General features: G+C 72.4%; 17 protein-coding genes and 1 pseudogene. 17 read left to right on the top strand and 1 reads right to left on the bottom strand.

Going from position 1 to position 18,638, the window contains the following annotated elements; all coding sequences use genetic code 11:
- Nucleotides 1-124 precede the first annotated feature (124 nt).
- From rsmH to ABD127_RS06300, 3 genes are read left to right on the top strand one after another with little or no spacing between them, the layout of a single operon-like run.
- Nucleotides 125-1,078 carry a 16S rRNA (cytosine(1402)-N(4))-methyltransferase RsmH gene (rsmH, locus tag ABD127_RS06310; protein WP_344198881.1) on the top strand — a complete coding sequence of 318 codons (954 nt, stop codon included), beginning with the start codon at nt 125-127 and terminating at the stop codon, nt 1,076-1,078.
- A complete protein-coding gene (gene ftsL / locus ABD127_RS06305) occupies nt 1,075-1,512 on the top strand; it encodes a cell division protein FtsL (RefSeq protein ID WP_344198879.1) in 438 nt (145 codons plus the stop codon). The genes rsmH and ftsL overlap by 4 nt, the downstream gene beginning before the upstream one ends.
- Nucleotides 1,509-3,275: a peptidoglycan D,D-transpeptidase FtsI family protein gene (locus ABD127_RS06300; RefSeq protein ID WP_344198877.1), complete on the top strand. Its 1,767-nt coding sequence runs from the start codon at nt 1,509-1,511 to the stop codon at nt 3,273-3,275. The genes ftsL and ABD127_RS06300 overlap by 4 nt, the downstream gene beginning before the upstream one ends.
- 332 nt (nt 3,276-3,607) lie before the next feature.
- Here ABD127_RS06300 and ABD127_RS06295 read toward each other — a convergent pair whose 3' ends face one another.
- Nucleotides 3,608-3,937 (bottom strand): histone-like nucleoid-structuring protein Lsr2, encoded by a 330-nt coding sequence (locus ABD127_RS06295; RefSeq protein ID WP_344198875.1) that lies wholly within the window; start codon nt 3,935-3,937, stop codon nt 3,608-3,610.
- 81 nt (nt 3,938-4,018) lie between these two features.
- Between ABD127_RS06295 and ABD127_RS06290 the strand changes: the two genes are divergently transcribed.
- From ABD127_RS06290 to ABD127_RS06225, 14 genes and pseudogenes are all read left to right on the top strand, one after another.
- Nucleotides 4,019-5,533 carry a UDP-N-acetylmuramoyl-L-alanyl-D-glutamate--2,6-diaminopimelate ligase gene (locus ABD127_RS06290; RefSeq protein ID WP_344198873.1) on the top strand — a complete coding sequence of 505 codons (1,515 nt, stop codon included), beginning with the start codon at nt 4,019-4,021 and terminating at the stop codon, nt 5,531-5,533.
- Nucleotides 5,530-6,891 (top strand): UDP-N-acetylmuramoyl-tripeptide--D-alanyl-D-alanine ligase, encoded by a 1,362-nt coding sequence (locus tag ABD127_RS06285; protein ID WP_344198871.1) that lies wholly within the window; start codon nt 5,530-5,532, stop codon nt 6,889-6,891. The genes ABD127_RS06290 and ABD127_RS06285 overlap by 4 nt, the downstream gene beginning before the upstream one ends.
- Nucleotides 6,892-6,960: 69 nt before the next feature.
- Entirely contained in the window at nt 6,961-8,025 is a 1,065-nt protein-coding gene (mraY, locus tag ABD127_RS06280) for a phospho-N-acetylmuramoyl-pentapeptide-transferase (RefSeq protein WP_344198869.1), read from the top strand.
- Between the two features lie 82 nt (nt 8,026-8,107).
- Nucleotides 8,108-9,574 carry a UDP-N-acetylmuramoyl-L-alanine--D-glutamate ligase gene (murD, locus tag ABD127_RS06275; protein WP_344198867.1) on the top strand — a complete coding sequence of 489 codons (1,467 nt, stop codon included), beginning with the start codon at nt 8,108-8,110 and terminating at the stop codon, nt 9,572-9,574.
- Between the two features lie 44 nt (nt 9,575-9,618).
- Nucleotides 9,619-10,830, top strand: a complete 1,212-nt coding sequence (gene ftsW, locus ABD127_RS06270; protein WP_344198865.1) for a putative lipid II flippase FtsW — start codon at nt 9,619-9,621, stop codon at nt 10,828-10,830.
- Nucleotides 10,827-11,939, top strand: coding sequence for an undecaprenyldiphospho-muramoylpentapeptide beta-N-acetylglucosaminyltransferase (gene murG, locus ABD127_RS06265; RefSeq protein ID WP_344198863.1), 1,113 nt, complete (start codon nt 10,827-10,829; stop codon nt 11,937-11,939). Before ftsW ends, murG begins: the two co-directional genes overlap by 4 nt.
- The gene (gene murC, locus ABD127_RS06260) at nt 11,939-13,354 is read left to right on the top strand and encodes a UDP-N-acetylmuramate--L-alanine ligase (protein WP_344198861.1); all 1,416 of its coding nucleotides are present in this window, start codon (nt 11,939-11,941) and stop codon (nt 13,352-13,354) included. The genes murG and murC overlap by 1 nt, the downstream gene beginning before the upstream one ends.
- Complete coding sequence (locus tag ABD127_RS06255; protein ID WP_344198859.1) at nt 13,347-14,093, top strand: cell division protein FtsQ/DivIB; 747 nt, start codon at nt 13,347-13,349, stop codon at nt 14,091-14,093. The genes murC and ABD127_RS06255 overlap by 8 nt, the downstream gene beginning before the upstream one ends.
- A 217-nt stretch (nt 14,094-14,310) precedes the next feature.
- A pseudogene (gene ftsZ / locus ABD127_RS06250) lies at nt 14,311-15,286 on the top strand (cell division protein FtsZ); the annotation flags it as partial.
- A gap of 161 nt (nt 15,287-15,447) precedes the next feature.
- Entirely contained in the window at nt 15,448-16,110 is a 663-nt protein-coding gene (locus ABD127_RS06245) for a laccase domain-containing protein (protein WP_344198855.1), read from the top strand.
- On the top strand, nt 16,107-16,814 hold the full coding sequence (locus ABD127_RS06240; protein WP_344198853.1) for a YggS family pyridoxal phosphate-dependent enzyme: 708 nt from the start codon (nt 16,107-16,109) through the stop codon (nt 16,812-16,814). The genes ABD127_RS06245 and ABD127_RS06240 overlap by 4 nt, the downstream gene beginning before the upstream one ends.
- Nucleotides 16,815-16,900: 86 nt before the next feature.
- On the top strand, nt 16,901-17,401 hold the full coding sequence (locus tag ABD127_RS06235) for a cell division protein SepF (protein ID WP_344198851.1): 501 nt from the start codon (nt 16,901-16,903) through the stop codon (nt 17,399-17,401).
- A gap of 6 nt (nt 17,402-17,407) precedes the next feature.
- Nucleotides 17,408-17,701 carry a YggT family protein gene (locus ABD127_RS06230; protein WP_344198849.1) on the top strand — a complete coding sequence of 98 codons (294 nt, stop codon included), beginning with the start codon at nt 17,408-17,410 and terminating at the stop codon, nt 17,699-17,701.
- Nucleotides 17,702-17,791: 90 nt separating this feature from the next.
- Nucleotides 17,792-18,607: a DivIVA domain-containing protein gene (locus ABD127_RS06225; RefSeq protein ID WP_344198847.1), complete on the top strand. Its 816-nt coding sequence runs from the start codon at nt 17,792-17,794 to the stop codon at nt 18,605-18,607.
- Nucleotides 18,608-18,638 lie beyond the last annotated feature (31 nt).

The following is an 18,638-nucleotide window of genomic DNA, read 5'->3' as shown; positions in this document are numbered from 1 at the left end:
ATCTCCGTCCGAGCGGTTCTGGCGCACTTCCCCGGTGCCAGACGCGCACGGCCGGGGGTCTGGCCCCACGGCCCCACCCGCAGCACCTCTTCCCCCCACGACCTGACTTCCTCCAGGAGCGTTCATGACCACCCCGACCCACGTGCCTGTCGCGCTCGAGCGCGTGCTCGCGCTGCTGGCGCCGGCCGTCGAGGCCGCGGGCGACCGTGCGGTGGTGGTGGACACGACCTTGGGGCTCGGCGGGCACTCCGAGGCGTTCCTGCAGACCTTCGAGCGCGCCCGGGTGATCGGCATCGACCGTGACCCGACCGCGCTGCGCCTCTCGAGCGAGCGACTCGCGCCGTTCGGCGACCGGTTCACCGCCGCGGAGGCGGTCTACGACGACATCGCCGACGTCGTCGCCGGGGCGGGCGTGCGGTCCGTGGCCGGCGTCCTGTTCGACCTCGGGGTCTCCTCGATGCAGCTCGACGAGGCCGAGCGCGGCTTCGCCTACGCCCAGGACGCGCCGCTGGACATGCGGATGGACGCGAGCGGGCCGCTGACCGCGGCGGACGTGCTCAACGAGTACGACGCCCGCGACCTGGCCCGCGTGCTGCGCGTGTACGGCGAGGAGAAGTTCGCCAAGCGCATCGCCGACAACGTCGTCCGCGCCCGCGCCACCGAGCCCTTCACCCGCAGCGCGCGGCTCGTCGAGCTCGTGCGCGACAGCATCCCGCAGGCTGCGCGCCGCACCGGGGGCAACCCGGCCAAGCGCACGTTCCAGGCGCTGCGCATCGAGGTCAACGACGAGCTGCGGGTGTATGAACGTGCCCTCCCGGCCTCCCTCGACGTGCTCGGGGTCGGCGGCCGGGTCGTCGTGCTGTCGTACCACTCGCTCGAGGACCGCATCACGAAGCGGGGCTTCGCCCAGGTCACGACCAGCACCGCGCCGCGCGACCTGCCGATCGTGCCGGAGGACCAGCGTCCGCGGTTCCGTCTGCTGACCCGGGGCGCGGAGGTCGCGTCACCCGAGGAGATCGAGAGCAACCCCCGCGCCGCCTCCGTGCGTCTGCGGGCCGTGGAGAGGACCGCCGCATGAGCGCTTCGCCGGCTCGATCGACCGTGAGGTCGTCGGCACGGACGTCCGCCGCTCCGACCCGGGACCTGTCCCGTGCCGGCGCGGCGCGTGAGCGTGCCCTGCGGATCGTCGCCCCCGCCCGCGCGCGGGCACGACGTGCCCCGTTCGTGGTCGTCGTCGTGTCGATCCTGTCCGCCGGTCTCGTGGGTCTCGTGGTCATGAGCACCGCGCTGCAGGACCAGGCCTTCGAGCTCGCCCGGCTGCAGACCCAGGCGCAGAGCCTGGAGGTCCAGCAGCAGCAGCTGGAGTACGAGGCCGACCGCCTCGGCAACCCGGCCTCGCTCGCGGCCGCGGCAGCAGCCCTGGGCATGGTGCCCAACGCGACACCCGTCTTCCTCAAGCCCGACACGGGCGAGATCATCGGCGTCCCGACCCCGGCCGGGACACAGCCGTGAGCGCGGCCTCGACGCGGGCGCTGCGCGCCGGCATCGTGCGCAAGCGGGTCCGGATCAGCCTGGCGATCGTCCTCACGGTCTTCCTGGCGTTCGGCGCCCGACTGCTCCAGATCCAGGGCTTCGACACCAGCGCGTACGCCGCGATGGCCAGCGACGCGGGCACGCGCTCGACGATCGTGCCGGCCGAGCGCGGCGAGATCCTCGACCGCAACGGCGTCGCGCTCGCGACGAGCTACAACGGCATCACGCTGACCGCGGACCCGAAGCTCACGGCGGAGAACGCTCCCAAGATCGCGGGGATCCTCCGGGAGGTCCTCGGCAGCGCCATCGACTACTTCGACGTGATCGACCAGCTCCGCAAGCCGGACAGCCGGTTCGTCTACGTCGTCAAGGACATCCCGGCGTGGCAGGCCGACCAGGTCATGGACGGCCTGGACGAGGCCGACCTCAACGGCGTCTTCGTGCAGCACGAGAGCCTGCGCTCGTATCCGAACGGGTCGGTCGCGGCGAACCTGATCGGCCGGCTCAACGCCGAGGGGGAGGGCGTCGGAGGGCTCGAGCAGAAGTACGACGACCTGCTCTCGGGCACCGACGGGTCCGCGACGTACTCCGTCTCGCCGACGGGGGAGAAGATCCCGCTCGCCGACAGCCAGGCCACCGAGATGGTGCCCGGCAGCGACGTCACGACCACGATCGACAGCGACCTGCAGTGGTACGCCGACGACGTGCTCTCGCAGGCGGTCCAGGGCGCCGGAGCCGACTGGGGCCTCGCGATCACGCTCGACGTCCAGACCTGCGAGATCATGCAGATGTCGCAGGTGCCGACGTTCGACGCCGACACCAAGACCGACGTCAGCGACGCGACGACGGTGAGCCGCGGCCTGCAGACCGTCTACGAGCCCGGATCGGTCATGAAGACGATCACGATGGCGGCGCTGGCCGACCAGGGCAAGATCACGCCGACGACCCCGATCCGCGTGCCGTCGGAGATGACGATCGACGGCTTCACGATCGGCGACGCGTGGGACCACGGGGTGCTGCAGCTGACGGCCGCCGGCGTCATCGCGAAGTCGTCCAACCTCGGGACGATCCTCGCCGCCCAGCAGATGGACGACGAGACGATGCACTCCTACCTGAGCAAGTTCGGCTTCGGTCAGAAGACCGGCGTCGACCTGCCGGGCGAGTCGGTCGGCATCCTGACCGACCCCGCCGGCTGGTCGAAGGCCAACCACGCGACGATCTCGTTCGGCCAGGGCATCTCGGTCACCGCGATGCAGATGGTGCGCGCCGTGGGTGCGATCGCCAACGGCGGCCAGATCTGCGACCCGACGGTGGTCAGCAGCCTGACCGCGGCCGACGGCACGTCGACCGCGACGGCCCAGGACGGGTCGCAGCAGATCATCTCGCAGGAGGCGGCCAAGACCGTCACCACGATGATGGAGGCTGTCGTGACCGAGGACGGCTCAGCCCCGGCGGCGCAGATCCCGGGCTACCGTGTCGCCGGCAAGACCGGCACCGCCTGGCGCGTCGACCCCGACACGGGTCGCTACGTCAGCGGCGAGCACACCGTCTCGTTCGTCGGGTTCGCCCCGGCCGACGCCCCGCGGTTCCTGACCTACGTCGTGATCGACAACCCGACCGCCGCCGCCAGCGGTGGCGGCACGGCCGCACCGGTCTTCCGCGACATCATGTCGATGGCGCTGCAGCGGTTCGGCATCGTCCCGACCGGCGCCGCCAATCCGGGTACGCCGACGACGTGGTAATTCGGGTTCCGGTGGCTGGGGTGTGAGTGCCGCCTGCGGCGCGAGCCTCGAAGCCCTGGTCGGCTGACCGCCTGCGGTGGTTCAGGACAAGCGGCCACGGACCAGCGAGCGCGGCGCGGGCGCGATGATGCCTTTCGGTAGCCCGGGTTGCCGACATGCCTCAGTTCCGGTCCTCGGGGGACCGGCGGTGATGCTTTGAGGTCGCCAGGGGTGCCCTCACGCATCATTTCCGGTCCCCGAAGGCCCGCGGGGGCCGCGAGCGGGAGCCACCGCTGCTGGTCCGTGCCGCTCGACCGGTACCGCGCGAGGCGGTCAGGTGCGGGACGCCCCCCTCAGTGGGCGGCTTCGTACGCCTCGGTGAGCGTGGCGGGAATGCGGCCGCGGGCGGGGACGTCGAGGCCCTGGCCGACGGCCCAGGCGCGGACGTCCTTGGGGGACGGCCCGCCGGTGCTGCTGGCCTTGCGGGCGGCGCGGGTGCCGGAGGCGCGGCGCGCGACCGCCACGTAGGGCGCGAGGGCCTCGCGGAGCTCGTCACCCTCGGCGTCGGTCAGGTCGATCTCGTAGCTCGCGCCGTCGAACGAAAAATGCACGGTCGGGGAATTCGACTCGATTTCATTTCCGCTGAGGTCGGAGAAGTATTTCGCAATGGTGCGTTTTGCCATAAACCGAACCATAGGGAAGTGGTGGAAATTCGACAATGTGGCGGAAGGTGCGGCGTCGGGGCCGGCCGGTAGTCTCGTGCGGTGGCTGATCTGATGCGTGACCGACCGCAGGTGCCGCCTCGCCGGCGCCTGGCCGACCTCGTCGAGGCCGTCGCCCCGGGGGCCGGTGCCCCCGCGGACGTCGAGGTCACCGGCATCAGTCTGGGCAGCCATCTCGTCGTCCCGGGCGACCTGTTCGCGGCGCTCCCCGGGGCCCGCGCCCACGGGGCACGTTTCGCGGCCGACGCCGCCGCCGCGGGTGCCGTGGCCGTCCTGACCGACGCCGAGGGCGCCGCTGAGATCTCCCGCGCCCCCCGCGCCGAGGGCCTGCCGGTCGTCGTGCTGGACGACCCACGCACCCAGCTGGGCCGCCTCAGCGCCGAGCTCTACGAGCACCCGACCCGCGCCTTCACCTCGCTCGGGGTCACGGGCACGCAGGGCAAGACGACCTCGACCTACCTCGCGGAGGCCGCCGCGGGCAGCCCCTCGGCCGTCGTCGGCACGATCGGCACCCGCATCGCGGGGCAGGCGGTCGCCTCCTCCCTCACGACGCCGGAGGCGCCCGCCCTGCAGGCGCTGTTCGCCGTCATGCGCGAGGAGGGAGTCCGTACCTGCGCGATGGAGGTCTCCAGCCACGCGCTCGTGAAGCACCGCGTCGACGGCTTCGCGTTCGACGTCGCGGTGTTCCTCAACCTCGGCCGCGACCACCTCGACTTCCACGCCGACGTCGACGACTACTTCGCGGCCAAGGCCCTGCTGTTCACGCCCGAGCACGCGCGCCGCGGGGTGGTCAACCTCGACGACGAGCACGGACGGGTCCTCGCCCGCACGGCGAGCGTCCCCGTCACGACGTACTCGACGGAGGGGCGGCCCGCGGACTGGCGTGCCGTCAACGTCCGGTCGCACCGACTGGGCTCGGAGCTGCAGCTCGTCGGGCCCGACGGCGAGACGGTCGACGTCACCGTGCCGCTCCCGGGTGCGTTCAACGTCTCCAACGCCGTTGCCGTGCTCGTCGCCCTGGCCGGGGAGGGGCGCGACCTCTCGCAGCTGGCCACCGGACTCGCCGCCTCGCCCGGTGTCCCGGGGCGCATGGAGCACGTCGAGGCCGGCCAGGACTTCACGGTCGTCGTCGACTACGCGCACAAGCCCGACGCCGTCACCGCCGTGCTGCACGCGCTCCGTCCTGTCACTCCGGGGCGCCTGATCGTCGTGCTGGGCGCCGGAGGCGACCGCGACGCCGGCAAGAGGCCGCTGATGGGCGCTGCGGCCGCCGAGCTCGCCGACGTGCTCGTCGTGACGGACGACAACCCGCGCTCGGAGGACCCGGCACGCATCCGCCGTGCGGTCCTCGACGGTGCGGTGGGGCCGGCCGAGACGCTCGAGATCGGCGGTCGGGCCGAGGCCATCGCCCACGCCGTGGGCATCGCCCAGCGGGGCGACACCGTCGTGGTCGCGGGCAAGGGCCACGAGACGGGCCAGGAGGTCGACGGCGTGGTGCACCCCTTCGACGACCGCGACGTGGTCCGCTCGGCGCTGGCCGGGATCGTGGCACCGTGATCGCGCTCGCCGCCTCCGAGATCGCCCGCGTCACCGGCGGACGGCTCGTGGGGGAGCCGACGGTCGAGGTGACCGCGCCCGCCGTGATCGACTCCCGCCAGGCCGAACCGGGTGGACTGTTCGCCGCGTTGACCGGCGAGCACGCCGACGGCCACGACTTCGTGGCAGCGGCTTCCTCCGTCGGAGCGGTCCTGGCCCTGGTCGAGCGCGAGGTCACCGAGGTCGACGTCGCGCAGGTCGTCGTCGACGACGTCACCGCGGCACTCGGCCGCCTGGCCCGACACGTCCACGACCTCCTGGCCGCTGACGGGCTCACGACGATCGCGCTGACCGGTTCGGCCGGCAAGACGAGCACGAAGGACCTCCTGGCCCACCTCCTGGAGCCACAGGGCCCCACGATCGCGCCGCAGGGATCGTTCAACAACGAGTGGGGCGTGCCGCTCACGGTGCTGCGCGCCACCGCCGAGACGCGCTTCCTCGTCGTCGAGATGGGCGCGCGCGGCATCGGGCACATCGCCACCCTCTGTGCCATCACCCCGCCCGACGTCGCCGCCGTCCTCAACGTCGGCTCCGCCCACGTCGGTGAGTTCGGCGGCCTCGACGACACGGCCCGGGCCAAGGGCGAGATCGTCGAGGCACTCCCGGAGTCCGGGACCGCCGTGCTGAACCTGGACGACCGGCGCGTGCGCGCGATGGCCGATCGCACCCGGGCGCGCGTGCTCGGGTTCGGGCAGGACGAGGCCGCCGACGTCCGCCTGACGTCCCTGGAGCTCGACCCGTCCGGCTTCCCGGCCCTGACCCTGGAGCACGACGGACGGTCGGTCGACGTCGTGCTGCCCCAGCTCGGCCTGCACCACGGGGCCAACGCCGCTGCGGCGGTCGCTCTTGCGGTGGCAGCCGGGGTCGACTTCGTGGTGGCGGCCGAGCGCCTGTCGTCGGCTGCTGCGCGGTCCCCGCACCGCATGGCCCGTCACGTCACCGACGCGGGCGTCGTCGTGGTCGACGACGCCTACAACGCCAATCCCGAGTCGATGGCCGCCGCCGTGGGCTGGCTCGCCGCTGCCGCGGGCGACCGGGGCGTCGCGGTGCTCGGTCCGATGCTCGAGCTCGGCGCCGACTCCGAGGCTCTGCACCGGTCGGTGGGGGAGCTCGTGGCGCGGTCCGGACTGCGCGCGGTCGTCGCCGTCGGGGCGGAGGCGGCCCCGATCGCCGAGGCCGCGGGCGGGATCGGCGTGGCCGTCGCGGACGTGACCGAGGCCCTCACCCAGCTCCGGGCGAGCCTGCGTCCCGGCGACGTGGTCCTCGTGAAAGCATCGAGAAGCTGTCGTCTGGAGCGCGTCGCCGACGCGCTTCGCTGACCGACCCGGCATACTGCCGGGGGACCCCTGGGCCCGTATGCCGTCCGATCGAGAGGAACTCGACCCCCGATGTTGGCCATCCTGATCGCCGGTGCCGTGGCTCTGATGAGCACGCTCCTCGGCACGCGACTCGCGATCAAGGTGCTCGTGGCCAAGGGCTACGGGCAGCTCATCCGCGACGACGGACCCACCTCGCACCACACCAAGCGCGGCACCCCCACGATGGGCGGGCTCGTCATCATCGTCGCGGTGGTGCTCGGCTACGCGGCCGGACGCCTCCAGGTCGGGAACTGGCCGACGGCCTCGGCCCTGCTGCTGCTGTTCCTGTTCGTCGGCCTCGGGGCGATCGGCTTCCTCGACGACTTCATCAAGATCTTCCGCCAGCGCAGCCTCGGTCTGCGCAGCAAGGCCAAGATGTTCGGCCAGGTCTCGGTGGGCCTGGTCTTCGCGCTGCTCGCGATCCGGTTCGAGAACGAGGACGGCGACACGCCGATCACCCACGCGATCAGCTTCACGCGTGACCTCGCCGGCTGGGAGCTCCCCACGGTGCTGCTCGTCGTCTGGGTCCTGATCCTGATCGCCGGCACCAGCAACGGCGTCAACCTGACCGACGGACTCGACGGCCTCGCGACGGGCGCCTCGGTCATGGTGTTCGGCGCGTTCGTGCTGATCAACATCTGGCAGTTCAACCAGAGCTGCGCCATCGCACCCGGCTCGAAGTGCTACGACGTCCGCGACCCGCTGGACCTCGCGATCGTCGCCTCGGCACTGACCGGCGCGTGCTTCGGCTTCCTGTGGTGGAACACGTCCCCGGCCAAGATCTTCATGGGCGACACGGGCTCGCTCTCGCTCGGCGGCGCGATGGCCGGCTTCGCGCTGATGACCCGCACCGAGCTGCTGCTCGTGATCCTCGGTGGCCTGTTCGTCATCATCACGGCCTCGGTGATCCTGCAGGTCGGGTACTTCAAGCTCACCAAGGGCAAACGGATCTTCCGCATGGCCCCCTTGCAGCACCACTTCGAGCTGCTGGGCTGGGCCGAGATCACGATCGTCGTGCGCTTCTGGCTGATCAGCGGCCTGTGCGTCGCGACCGGGCTCGGCATCTTCTACTGGGAGTGGGTCACGGGGCTGTGAGCGAGCGTCAGCGAGTGAACCTCCAGACTCTCGCAGACCCGATCCCGTACCTTCTCCGCGCTTCTGACACGGGGTCGGGGCTGTGAGCCTCGACGACCGCAAGGACCCCTCGGCGCTCGGCCGGGAGTCCTCCTGGTCCGGCGTGCGTGCCGTCGTGACCGGCTTGGGTGCCAGTGGTTACGCAGCCGCCGACACCCTCCAGCACCTCGGCGCCGACGTCATCGTGGTCGACCACGCGATCCCGGAGGGCCGGCAGCGCGAGCAGGCCACGCTCCTCGAGATCCTCGGCGTCGACGTGCGGATGGGCCCCGACGCGGGCGTGACGTTCGGCGACGTCGACCTCGTCGTCACCTCGCCGGGGTGGCCGCCCAGCAACCCGCTCCTCGTCGACGCGGCTGCCCACGGCGTGCCCGTGTGGGGGGAGGTCGAGCTGGCCTGGCGCCTGCGCGGCCCCGACGCCGCGCCATGGCTCGCGGTCACCGGCACCAACGGCAAGACCACGACCGTCCAGATGCTCGACGCGATCCTCAAGGCCGAGGGCCTGCGGTCCGACGCCGTCGGCAACGTCGGGCGGCCCGTGCTCGAGGCGGTCATGGACCCGGAGCCGTACGACGTCCTCGCGGTCGAGCTCTCGAGCTACCAGCTGCACTGGAGCTCCTCGATCTCGTGTCAGGCGTCGGTCGTGCTGAACGTCGAGCCCGACCACCTGGACTGGCACGGCGACGAGGCGGCCTACGCCGCCGCGAAGGGCCGGATCTACGAGAACACGCAGGTCGCCTGCGTCTACAACGTGCAGGACGAGGTCACCGAGCAGCTCGTGATGGACGCCGACGTCGTCGAGGGCTGCCGTGCGATCGGCTTCACGCTCGCGATGCCGGGCCCCAGCATGATCGGCATGGTCGAGGACGTCATCGCCGACCGGGCGTTCGTGGCCGACCGGCACACCAGCGCGGCCGAGCTGGGCACGCTCGCCGACCTCGAGCGCGACGGCGTCCCCGCCGCACCCCACGTCGTCGCCGACGCCCTGGCCGCCGCGGCACTCGCCCGGGCGCACGGCGTTTCGCAGCGGGCCGTCCGCGAGGGCCTGCGGGGCTTCCGTCTCGACGCGCACCGGATGGCGTTCGTCACCGAGTCCGACGGCATCCGCTGGATCGACGACTCCAAGGCGACCAACGTGTCGGCCGCTCGCGCCGCGCTGCGGTCCACCGAGAACGTGGTGTGGGTCGCCGGCGGCCTCGCCAAGGGGGCGTCCTACGACGACCTCGTGCTCGACGTCCGCGAGCGCCTGCGCGGCGTCGTGCTGATCGGTCGTGACCGCGGACTGATCGCGGAGGCCCTCCGGCGACACGCCCCCGATGTGCCCGTGATCGAGGTCGACAACGGGGAGACTGACCTCATGGATGCGGTCGCCCGGACCGCGGCGTCGCTCGCCCGTGAGGGTGACACGGTGCTGCTGGCCCCCGCTGCGGCGTCCATGGACCAGTTCCGCAGCTACGCCCACCGCGGTGAGGCGTTCGCTGCGGCGGCCAGGCGCCTGACCCGCACCTGACCGGACCCAGCACCCCTGAACGCGCGCACCAGGAGCAGCACCTCGTGAGCACCTCCACCGAACGCCGGCCCGCCGAGGCCCTGCGTCGCGTGCTCGAGCGACCGCTGGCGTCGTACCAGCTCGTGCTCGGTGCCTCCGCCCTGCTCGTCGGGCTCGGGCTCGTCATGGTCCTGAGCTCCAGCTCGGTGCTGGCCTACCGCTCGGGCGGCAACTCCTACGGCATCGTCATGAAGCAGGGTCTCTTCGCCGCGCTGGGGCTGTTCGGCGCGTACCTCGCGCTCAAGATGCCGCTGTCGGCCGTCAAGAAGCTCTCCACCGTGCTCCTCGTCGGGGTGTTCGTCCTGATGCTGCTGACGTTGGTGCCGGGCATCGGCGTCGAGGTCGGCGGCAACCGGAACTGGCTGCCGCTGGTCGCCGGGTTCCGGCTCCAGCCCTCGGAGTTCGCCAAGCTCGCGCTCATCATCTGGATCGCCGCGCTGTACGCGAACCGGCAGAAGGCGTTGCACGGCCCCCGCTCGACCCACACGATGCTGATGCCCGTGCTGCCGGTCTCGGCCGTCATCGCCGGGCTCGTCGTGGCGCAGAAGGACCTCGGCACGGCCCTGGTGCTGTTCGCGGTGATCTTCGGGCTGCTGTGGGCGGTGGGCCTGCCACGCAAGCTGATCACCAGCGGCGTCGCGCTGCTGGGTGTCGCCCTCGTGCTGCTCGTCGCCACGGCGCCGCACCGCATGGACCGCCTCATGAGCTTCCTCGACCCGATGTCCGACCCGGACCGCACGGGCTACCAGGCGATCCACTCGATGATGGCGCTCGCCACGGGTGGCTTCTGGGGCGTCGGCCTCGGCGGAAGCCGGCAGAAGTGGGGCGCGCTGCCCAACGCCCACACCGACTTCATCCTCGCGGTCGTGGGGGAGGAGCTCGGACTGTTCGGCACGCTCATCGTGCTCGTGCTGTTCGTCGTCCTCGTGGTCACCGGTGTGCGCATCGCCCTGCGCACCCGCGACCCGTTCGCCCACTACCTGGCGATCGGCATCACGGTCTGGATCAGCGTCCAGGCCGCCATCAACATCGGCATGGTCCTCGGCCTGCTCCCGGTCATCGGCATCACGCTGCCGCTGATGTCCTACGGAGGGTCGAGCCTGCTCGTCACGATGGTCGCGCTGGGCCTGCTGGCCCGATGCGCCCTGACCGAGCCCGGGGCCGAGCGCGCCCTCGCGGCTCGCCGCCCCTCGACACGACAGCGGAAGGCTCGATGAACGACAAGGTCAAGGTCCTGCTCGCCGGCGGTGGCACCGCCGGGCACACCTCCCCGCTGCTCGCGACCGCCGAGGTGCTGCGCGAGGCGGGCGCCGAGGTGACCTGCCTGGGCACGCCGCGCGGCCTCGAGGTCACGCTGATCCCGCAGGCCGGCTACCCGCTCGAGCTCGTCCCGCCCGTCCCGCTGCCGCGCAAGCCCGGGGCCGACCTCGCGAAGGTCCCGGTGCGCCTGCGCCGCACCGTCGCGGCGACCCGCGAGATCATCGAGCGCATCCAGCCCGACGTCGTCTGCGGCTTCGGCGGCTACGTCTCGGTGCCCGCGTACCTCGCGGCCCGCAAGCGGGTCCCGATCGTGGTGCACGAGGGCAACGCGCGCCCCGGCATCGCGAACAAGCTCGGCGCGCGGTTCACGACCCACGTCGCCACGAGCTTCCCGGGCACGCACCTGCCGCACGCGCAGCTCATCGGCCTGCCGATCCGCCGCCTGATCTCCCAGCTCGACCGCGCCGCCCTGCGGGCGGAGGCCCGGGAGTTCTTCGGTCTCGACGCCGACCGCCCGACGCTCCTGGTCACGGGCGGATCCCAGGGGGCGCGCCGGATCAACCTGGCCGTCTCGGGCGCCGCGCGCGAGCTCGCGGCCGCCGGCATCCAGGTTCTTCACGTCGCGGGCCGGGTCGAGGAGGCCCTGCCCGACCGTCGCGAGGGCGACGCCCCGTACGTCGTCGAGGGCTTCGTCGACCGGATGGATCTCGCCTACGCCGCGGCCGACTTCATCGTCTGCCGCGCCGGGGCCAACACCGTCACCGAGGTGGCCGTCACGGGTCTGCCCGCCGCGTTCGTCCCGCTGCCGATCGGCAACGGCGAGCAGGCGGTCAACGCGCACCCCGTCGTGCAGTCAGGCGGCGCGCTCCTGATCGACGACGAGGCCTTCACGGCCAAGTGGGTCGAGCAGGTCGTCGTGCCGCTGCTGGGCGACCGCGGCCGCCTGGCCCGCATGAGCAACGCCGCCTCCCACGAGCTGCCCCGCGACGCCGACCAGCGGCTCGCCGCGATGGTGCTCGCCGCTGCCGGAGGCGGCACGTCAGGTCCTGCCGCAGGTACCGCCTGATGCGCGTCCCGGTCCCGGAGGTCATCGAGCCGGCCTCCGCGCTGCGGCACGTCCACCTGGTCGGCATCGGCGGCGCCGGCCTGTCCGCCATCGCGCGCCTCCTGCGCCAGCAAGGCGTCGAGGTCAGCGGGAGCGACCAGGCACGCTCGGCCGTCACCCGCGCCCTCGGCGAGGAGGGCATCACGGTGCACCTGGGCCACCGGGCCGAGAACATCCGCGGCGCCGACACCGTCGTCGTCTCGACCGCGGTCCGCGAGGACAACCCCGAGGTCGTCGCCGCCCGGGAGGCCGGGGTGCGCCTGTGGCCGCGCTCGGCCGGACTGGCGTCCCTCATGGCCGGCCGTCGCACGACGGCGGTCGCCGGCACCCACGGCAAGACCACCACGACGGCGATGCTGACGTGCGCACTGCTCGAGGCCGGGGTCGACGCCTCGTTCTCGATCGGTGCGGAGGTCGCTCGCCTGGGCACCAACGCGCGGCTCGGGACCAGCCCCGACCTCGTGGTCGAGGCCGACGAGTCCGACGGCGCGTTCCTGGTCTACCACCCGGCGGGCGCGATCGTGACCAACGTCGACGCCGACCACCTCGACGTCTGGGGCACGCCCGAGGCGTACGCAGGTGCGTTCGAGCAGTTCGTCACGACGGTGGGGGAGTTCCTCGTGCTCGACGTCGACGACGAGGGCGCGGCGGCCCTGGCGGCGCCGGGCACCGCCCAGGGACTCGACGTCATCACGTGCGGCTTCACCGATCCCGAGGCCACGTGGCGCGGCACCGCGCTCAGCATCTCGGCCGACGGCACCCGGTTCACCGCGTCCGGTCCCGACGAGGTCCGGGTCGACGTCGTCCTCGGCGTCGTCGGCGCGCACTACGCCCGCGACGCGCTGCTCGCGCTCGCCACGAGCCACCGGCTCGGAGCCGATCCCGAGGCCGCTGCTGCCGGGCTCGCGACCTACACCGGTGCCGCGCGCCGGATGCAGTGGCTGGGGGAGGCCTCCGGGGTCCGGGTCTACGACTCCTACGCGCACCACCCCACCGAGATCGCCGCCGACCTGGCCGCGGCGCGCGCCGTCGCGGGCGACGACCGCCTCGTCGTGGCGTACCAGCCGCACCTGGTCAGTCGCACCCGCATCTTCGGCCGGGCGATGGGTGCGGCGCTGTCGAGCGCCGACCGCGTCGTCGTCGCCGACCTGTACCTCGCCCGGGAGGACCCCGATCCCGCCGTGACCTCCGCCCTGGTGGTCGCCGCGGTCGAGGGCACGCCCGCCAGCGAGGGCGGCCCGATCGACCGCCTCGACGCGGTGCTCGCCGACCTCGTCCGCCCCGGTGACCTGCTCCTGACGCTCGGGGCAGGAGACATCACGCGGGTCGGTCCGCGCCTCCTCGAGCGGCTCGGCGCACCTCGCAGCGATGCCTGAGTCCACGTCCCGCGACACCCGCGGCCTCTTCGGCCGACGGCGTCGTCGCGCGCGCCTGCACCGAGCCGTCCGCGTGCTGATCGGCGTCGTCGTGCTCGCCGTGGTCGCGACCGGTGCGTGGCTCGTCGCCTTCTCCTCGGTCCTGGCCGCCGACGAGGTCAAGGTCACGGGCACCGACCAGCTGACCTCCGACCAGGTCGTCTCGGCGGCGGACGTGCCGCTCGGACGCCCCTTGGCGCGGATCGACCTCGACGCCATCGAGGAACGGGTCCGCACCCTGCCGGCGGTCGAGTCCGTCGACGTGTCGCGGTCGTGGCCCGGCACCGTCGCGATCTCGGTGACCGAGCGCACCGCCGTCGCCTGGATCGAGTCGCAGGGGCAGGTCAAGGGCGTCGACAAGTTCGGTGCCGACTTCCGCACGTTCGACGCGCCGCCGCCGCTGACCGAGATCCGCGTCGAGACCACCGACCCGCGCGACCGCCAGCAGTCGCTGGAGGGCCTCGGCTCGGTCGTCGCGACGCTGCGGGACCAGGCGCCCGACCTGCTGGCGCAGATCGCCTACGGCGAGGCGCAGAGCCAGGACTCGGTGACGTTCCACCTGCTCGACGGTCGCAGCGTGCGCTGGGGGAGCTCGGAGGACTCCGAGCGCAAGCTCGAGGTCATCACGGCCCTGCTGGCCTCGGTGCAGGCCTCCGAGTACGACGTCAGCGCGCCCGAGCAGCCGACCACCCGGGCCTGATCCCGACGGCTCGCCAATCCGCGCCGACACCCTCGGCGTGTCGTCACGATGCGGCCGTGCGCGGCCACGTACCGTCGGACCAGCACGAGGTTGACATAACTATAACTCTCCACGTGAGGGTCATAGTTTGAGGGGGAACCTCCCGCCAGACTTCGCACCAGACTCGAACCCAGCCGCACCTCCACCGCACCGGTGGACCTCGCCCGGAAGGAACACCATGGCGGTCCAGAACTACCTCGCCGTGATCAAGGTCGTCGGCATCGGCGGCGGCGGCGTCAACGCCGTCAACCGCATGATCGAGGTGGGGCTCAAGGGTGTCGAGTTCATCGCGATCAACACCGATGCCCAGGCCCTGCTCATGAGCGACGCCGACGTCAAGCTCGACGTCGGCCGCGACTCGACGCGCGGCCTCGGCGCCGGCGCCAACCCCGAGATCGGCAAGCGCGCCGCCGAGGACCACGCGGAGGAGATCGAGGCGGCCATCAAGGGCGCCGACATGGTCTTCGTGACGGCCGGCGAGGGCGGCGGCACCGGCACGGGCGGCGCGCCCGTCGTGGCCCGCATCGCCCGCTCGCTCGGCGCCCTGACGATCGGCGTCGTCACGCGCCCGTTCAAGTTCGAGGGCCGCAACCGCTCGGGCCAGGCCGACGCCGGCATCCAGGCGCTGCGCGAGGAGGTCGACACCCTCATCGTCATCCCGAACGACCGGCTGCTGTCGATCAGCGACCCCAACGTCAGCCTGCTCGACTCCTTCCGCCAGGCCGACCAGGTCCTGCACCAGGGCGTCTCGGGCATCACCGACCTCATCACGACCCCGGGCCTGATCAACCTCGACTTCGCCGACGTCAAGTCGGTCATGTCCGACGCCGGCTCGGCCCTGATGGGCATCGGTTCGGCCCGCGGCGAGTCCCGGGCCGCGGTCGCCGCCGAGATGGCGGTCTCCAGCCCGTTGCTCGAGGCCTCCATCGAGGGCGCGCGAGGCGTGCTGCTGTCGATCGCCGGTGGGTCCGACCTCGGCCTGTTCGAGATCAACGAGGCCGCCGGTCTGGTCGCCGACGCGGTCGACCCCGAGGCCAACATCATCTTCGGCGCCGTCATCGACGACGCGCTCGGCGACGAGGTCCGGGTCACCGTCATCGCGGCCGGCTTCGACGGCGGCGAGCCCAAGGTCCGCGACGCCTCGCAGCCCGCGCTCCTGCGCGAGGGCGGCGCCACCCCGCCGCCTGCGGTCGAGGAGAAGGCGCCCACCAAGGCTGCGGACTACCTCAAGCCCGATCCGCACCTGGACGGTCCGTTGGAGCCCGTCGAGGTCGAGTACGACGACGACCTCGACATCCCCGACTTCCTGCGCTGAGTGTTCCTGCAGCGCGTTCGGCTCGACCACGGGGTCGAGGTGGCGTTCACCGACGCCACGCTGGACCTGCGTGACCCGGCCGCCTACCCCCGGCTCGCCCGCGAGCTGGGGGTGTCGTCGGTCGGTGCGGTGCACCAGGTGCACGGCCGCACGGTCGTGACGCTCGACGACGTCGCGCCGATCGACGGTGCCCTCGTGGACGCCGACGCGGTGCTGCTGGACCGGCCTGGTGCCGCGGTCGCCCGCGCCGCCGACTGCGTGCCGATCGCGATCGTCGACCTCGACGACCCGCGCGGCGCGGTCGTCCACGCGGGGCGCGTCGGCCTCGTCGCCGGCGTGGTCCCGGCCGCCGTCTCCGCCCTGCACGACTCCGGCGCGACCCGGCTGCGGGCCTGGGTCGGCCCGCGCGCCTGCGGTCGGTGCTACGAGGTCCCCGAGGAGATGGCCGCCGAGGTCGACGCCGCCGTCCCCGGTACCCGGTCGCGCACCTCCTGGGGCACGCCCGCGCTCGACATCGGCGCGGGTGTCCGCAGCCAGCTCGAGGCAGCCGGGGTCGAGGTCGTCGACGTCGGTGGCTGCACGATCGAGGACCCGCTGCACCACTCGTTCCGGCGCGACGGCGAGGCCGCGGGCCGCCACGGCGTCGTGGTGGTCGTGCGATGACCGCGCGGCTCGAGGAGCTGCGGGCGAACCTGGCAGAGGTCGAGCAACGGATCGGCGCCGCCTGCGCCGCTGCGGGCCGCGACCGCGACGAGCTGACGCTCGTCGTCGTCACCAAGACCTACCCCGCGTCCGACGTCGAGCTCCTGGCCGAGTTCGGGGTCACCGAGGTCGGCGAGAACCGTCACCCGGAGGCGGGCGAGAAGGCTGCCGACGTGAGCGCGCCCGTGCGGTGGCACTTCATGGGCGGCATCCAGACCAACAAGGCCGGCGCCATCGCGCGCTACGCCGACGTCGTGCACTCGGTCGACCGTCCCAAGCTCGTCGCCTCGCTGGGCCGCGGGGCGGTCGCCGCCGAGCGCGACCTGGAGGTGCTGCTGCAGGTCGATCTCGGGCCGGCCTTCGAGCAGGCGTCCGACGGCCGCTCGGGTGCCGTGCCTGACGACCTCGCGGCGCTCGCCGACGCCGTCGTGGAGAACGACCGGCTCCACCTCGGGGGAGTCATGACCGTCGCACCTCTCGGCATCGACCCGGCTCCGGTCTTCGAGCGGCTCGCAGCGATCGCCGAGCGGCTCCGAGCCGACCACCCCGGCGCCACCACGATCTCGGCCGGCATGAGCGGCGACCTGGAGGCCGCGGTGGCCGCGGGCGCGACACACCTGCGTGTCGGGCGCGCGATCCTCGGCGAACGGCCACCGCTCGGGTAATGTCACTGATGTGATTTGAGTGAATTCTCAGGTCTCCACCACGAACCACGGTGCGGCTCGCCGCACCACACACCTGAGGGGCAGTCATGGCTGGCGCAATGCGAAAGATGGGCGAGTACCTCGGCCTCGTCGAGCAGGCCGACTACGACGAGATGTACGACGAGGAGCCCACCCCGACCCGGGAGCGGGAGCCCCGTGCCGAGGCCGCGCCGTCGCGCCCTGCCCGCACGCCCGCCGTGATCCGTCCGGCCGCCGTGGCGAACATCGACGACCGTCGCCGCCGCGAGGTCTCGGCTGCCGGCTCCGACATGACGCGCATCGAGACCGTCACGCCTCGCACGTTCAACGACGCGCGCGTCGTCGGCGAGAACTTCCGCAGCGGCGTCCCCGTGATCATGAACCTGACCGAGCTGGACGACGCCGATGCCAAGCGCATGGTCGACTTCGGCGCGGGCCTGGTGTTCGCCGTCCACGGCGCGATCACGCGGGTCACCGGTGGCGTCTTCCTGCTCACCCCGGCGAATGTGGTGGTGTCCGACGAGGACAAGCAGCGCATCGCCGGCGGTGGCCTCTACGACCGCGACTGAGCGCGCATGCCTGCCGGCGTCGCCGACATCATCCTGCTGGTCCTCTGGATCGCGATCGTCCTGCTCCTGGCGCGATTCGTCATCGAGTGGATCCAGGTCTTCGCCCGCAACTGGGCGCCCCGCGGCTGGGTCGCCGTCCTGTGCGAGGGCATCTATCTCGTGACCGATCCGCCCCTGCGGGCGATCCGTCGCGTCATCCCCCCGCTGCGGCTCGGACAGGTCTCTCTCGACCTGTCCCCGCTGATCCTGCTGATCGTGATCCAGATCCTCATCAGCGTGGTGCGCGCCACCACCGTGTGAGTCACGGGTGGGACTGGTGTGGCAGGAGTGGCCGACCCACCGGTAGCGTAGGATCGACCGAAAGTCTCAACCCGACCCTGAGGTGAACTGATGCCCCTGACTCCTGAGGACGTGCGCAACAAGCGCTTTACGCCCGTGCGCCTTCGCGAGGGCTACGACATGGGAGAGGTGGATCAGTTTCTCGACGAAGTCGAGTCCGAGCTGGAGCGTCTCACTGTCGAGAACGACGAGCTGCGCGCGAAGGTCGCGGCCGCCTCGACGGGCGAGCCCACCGGCCTGATCCCGCAGGTCGCCCCGCCCGTGCACGAGCCGCCGGCGCCCGCCGTCACCGCGCCGCCCGTCATCCCCGAGCCCACGCCGGAGCCGACTCCCGAGCCGGTCGCGCCGCAGCCCGTCGCCAAGGCGCCCTCGGTCGCCGACGCGTCGTCGGCCGCGGCCCGTCTGCTCGAGATCGCCTCGACCAACGCCGACCAGCTCATGGAGGCGGCCAAGGAAGAGGCCGACCGCATCGTGGGCGAGGCCCGCGCCAAGGCCGAGCGTCTCGAGACCGAGTCGCGCGGCAAGGCCGACCGCCTCGAGACCGACGCCCGCATCCGCGCGCAGAAGCTCGACGACGAGACCAAGCAGCGTCGCGAGCAGGCTCTGGCCAGCATCGAGCGCGAGCGCTACGAGGCGCAGCGCGAGGTCGAGCACCTGCGCGCCTACGAGCGTGAGTACCGCGCGCGTCTGAAGAACTACTTCCAGACGCAGCTCGAGCAGCTCGCCTCGTCGGACAACACGCCCGAGGCGAACGCGGCCCCGAGCCAGTCCGGCAACGGCAGCAGCGTCGGTTCCGTCCCGGGCAGCGCGCCCGCCGAGCCGCAGCCGCGCCGCATGCGCTCGCTGCTCGGTGACGACGACGTCTGAGCCGTACCAGGGTTGAACGACGAAGGGCCCC

It is taken from the genome of Aeromicrobium alkaliterrae (genome assembly GCF_039529015.1).
Classification (GTDB): domain Bacteria; phylum Actinomycetota; class Actinomycetes; order Propionibacteriales; family Nocardioidaceae; genus Aeromicrobium; species Aeromicrobium alkaliterrae.
Note: the sequence above shows the minus strand (reverse complement) of the source record. Positions and strands in the feature narration are given on the sequence as shown.

Bases quoted from the DNA above. Each gene is read 5' to 3' on its own strand.
- ABD127_RS06240 (WP_344198853.1), top strand. From the start codon at position 16,107: ATGACCGCGCGGCTCGAGGAGCTGCGGGCGAACCTGGCAGAGGTCGAG.
- ABD127_RS06225 (WP_344198847.1), top strand. From the start codon at position 17,792: ATGCCCCTGACTCCTGAGGACGTGCGCAACAAGCGCTTTACGCCCGTG.
- ftsL (WP_344198879.1), top strand. From the start codon at position 1,075: ATGAGCGCTTCGCCGGCTCGATCGACCGTGAGGTCGTCGGCACGGACG.
- murG (WP_344198863.1), top strand. From the start codon at position 10,827: ATGAACGACAAGGTCAAGGTCCTGCTCGCCGGCGGTGGCACCGCCGGG.
- ABD127_RS06295 (WP_344198875.1), bottom strand. From the start codon at position 3,937: ATGGCAAAACGCACCATTGCGAAATACTTCTCCGACCTCAGCGGAAAT.
- murC (WP_344198861.1), top strand. From the start codon at position 11,939: ATGCGCGTCCCGGTCCCGGAGGTCATCGAGCCGGCCTCCGCGCTGCGG.
- ABD127_RS06255 (WP_344198859.1), top strand. From the start codon at position 13,347: ATGCCTGAGTCCACGTCCCGCGACACCCGCGGCCTCTTCGGCCGACGG.
- ABD127_RS06230 (WP_344198849.1), top strand. From the start codon at position 17,408: ATGCCTGCCGGCGTCGCCGACATCATCCTGCTGGTCCTCTGGATCGCG.
- mraY (WP_344198869.1), top strand. From the start codon at position 6,961: ATGTTGGCCATCCTGATCGCCGGTGCCGTGGCTCTGATGAGCACGCTC.
- ABD127_RS06235 (WP_344198851.1), top strand. From the start codon at position 16,901: ATGGCTGGCGCAATGCGAAAGATGGGCGAGTACCTCGGCCTCGTCGAG.
- rsmH (WP_344198881.1), top strand. From the start codon at position 125: ATGACCACCCCGACCCACGTGCCTGTCGCGCTCGAGCGCGTGCTCGCG.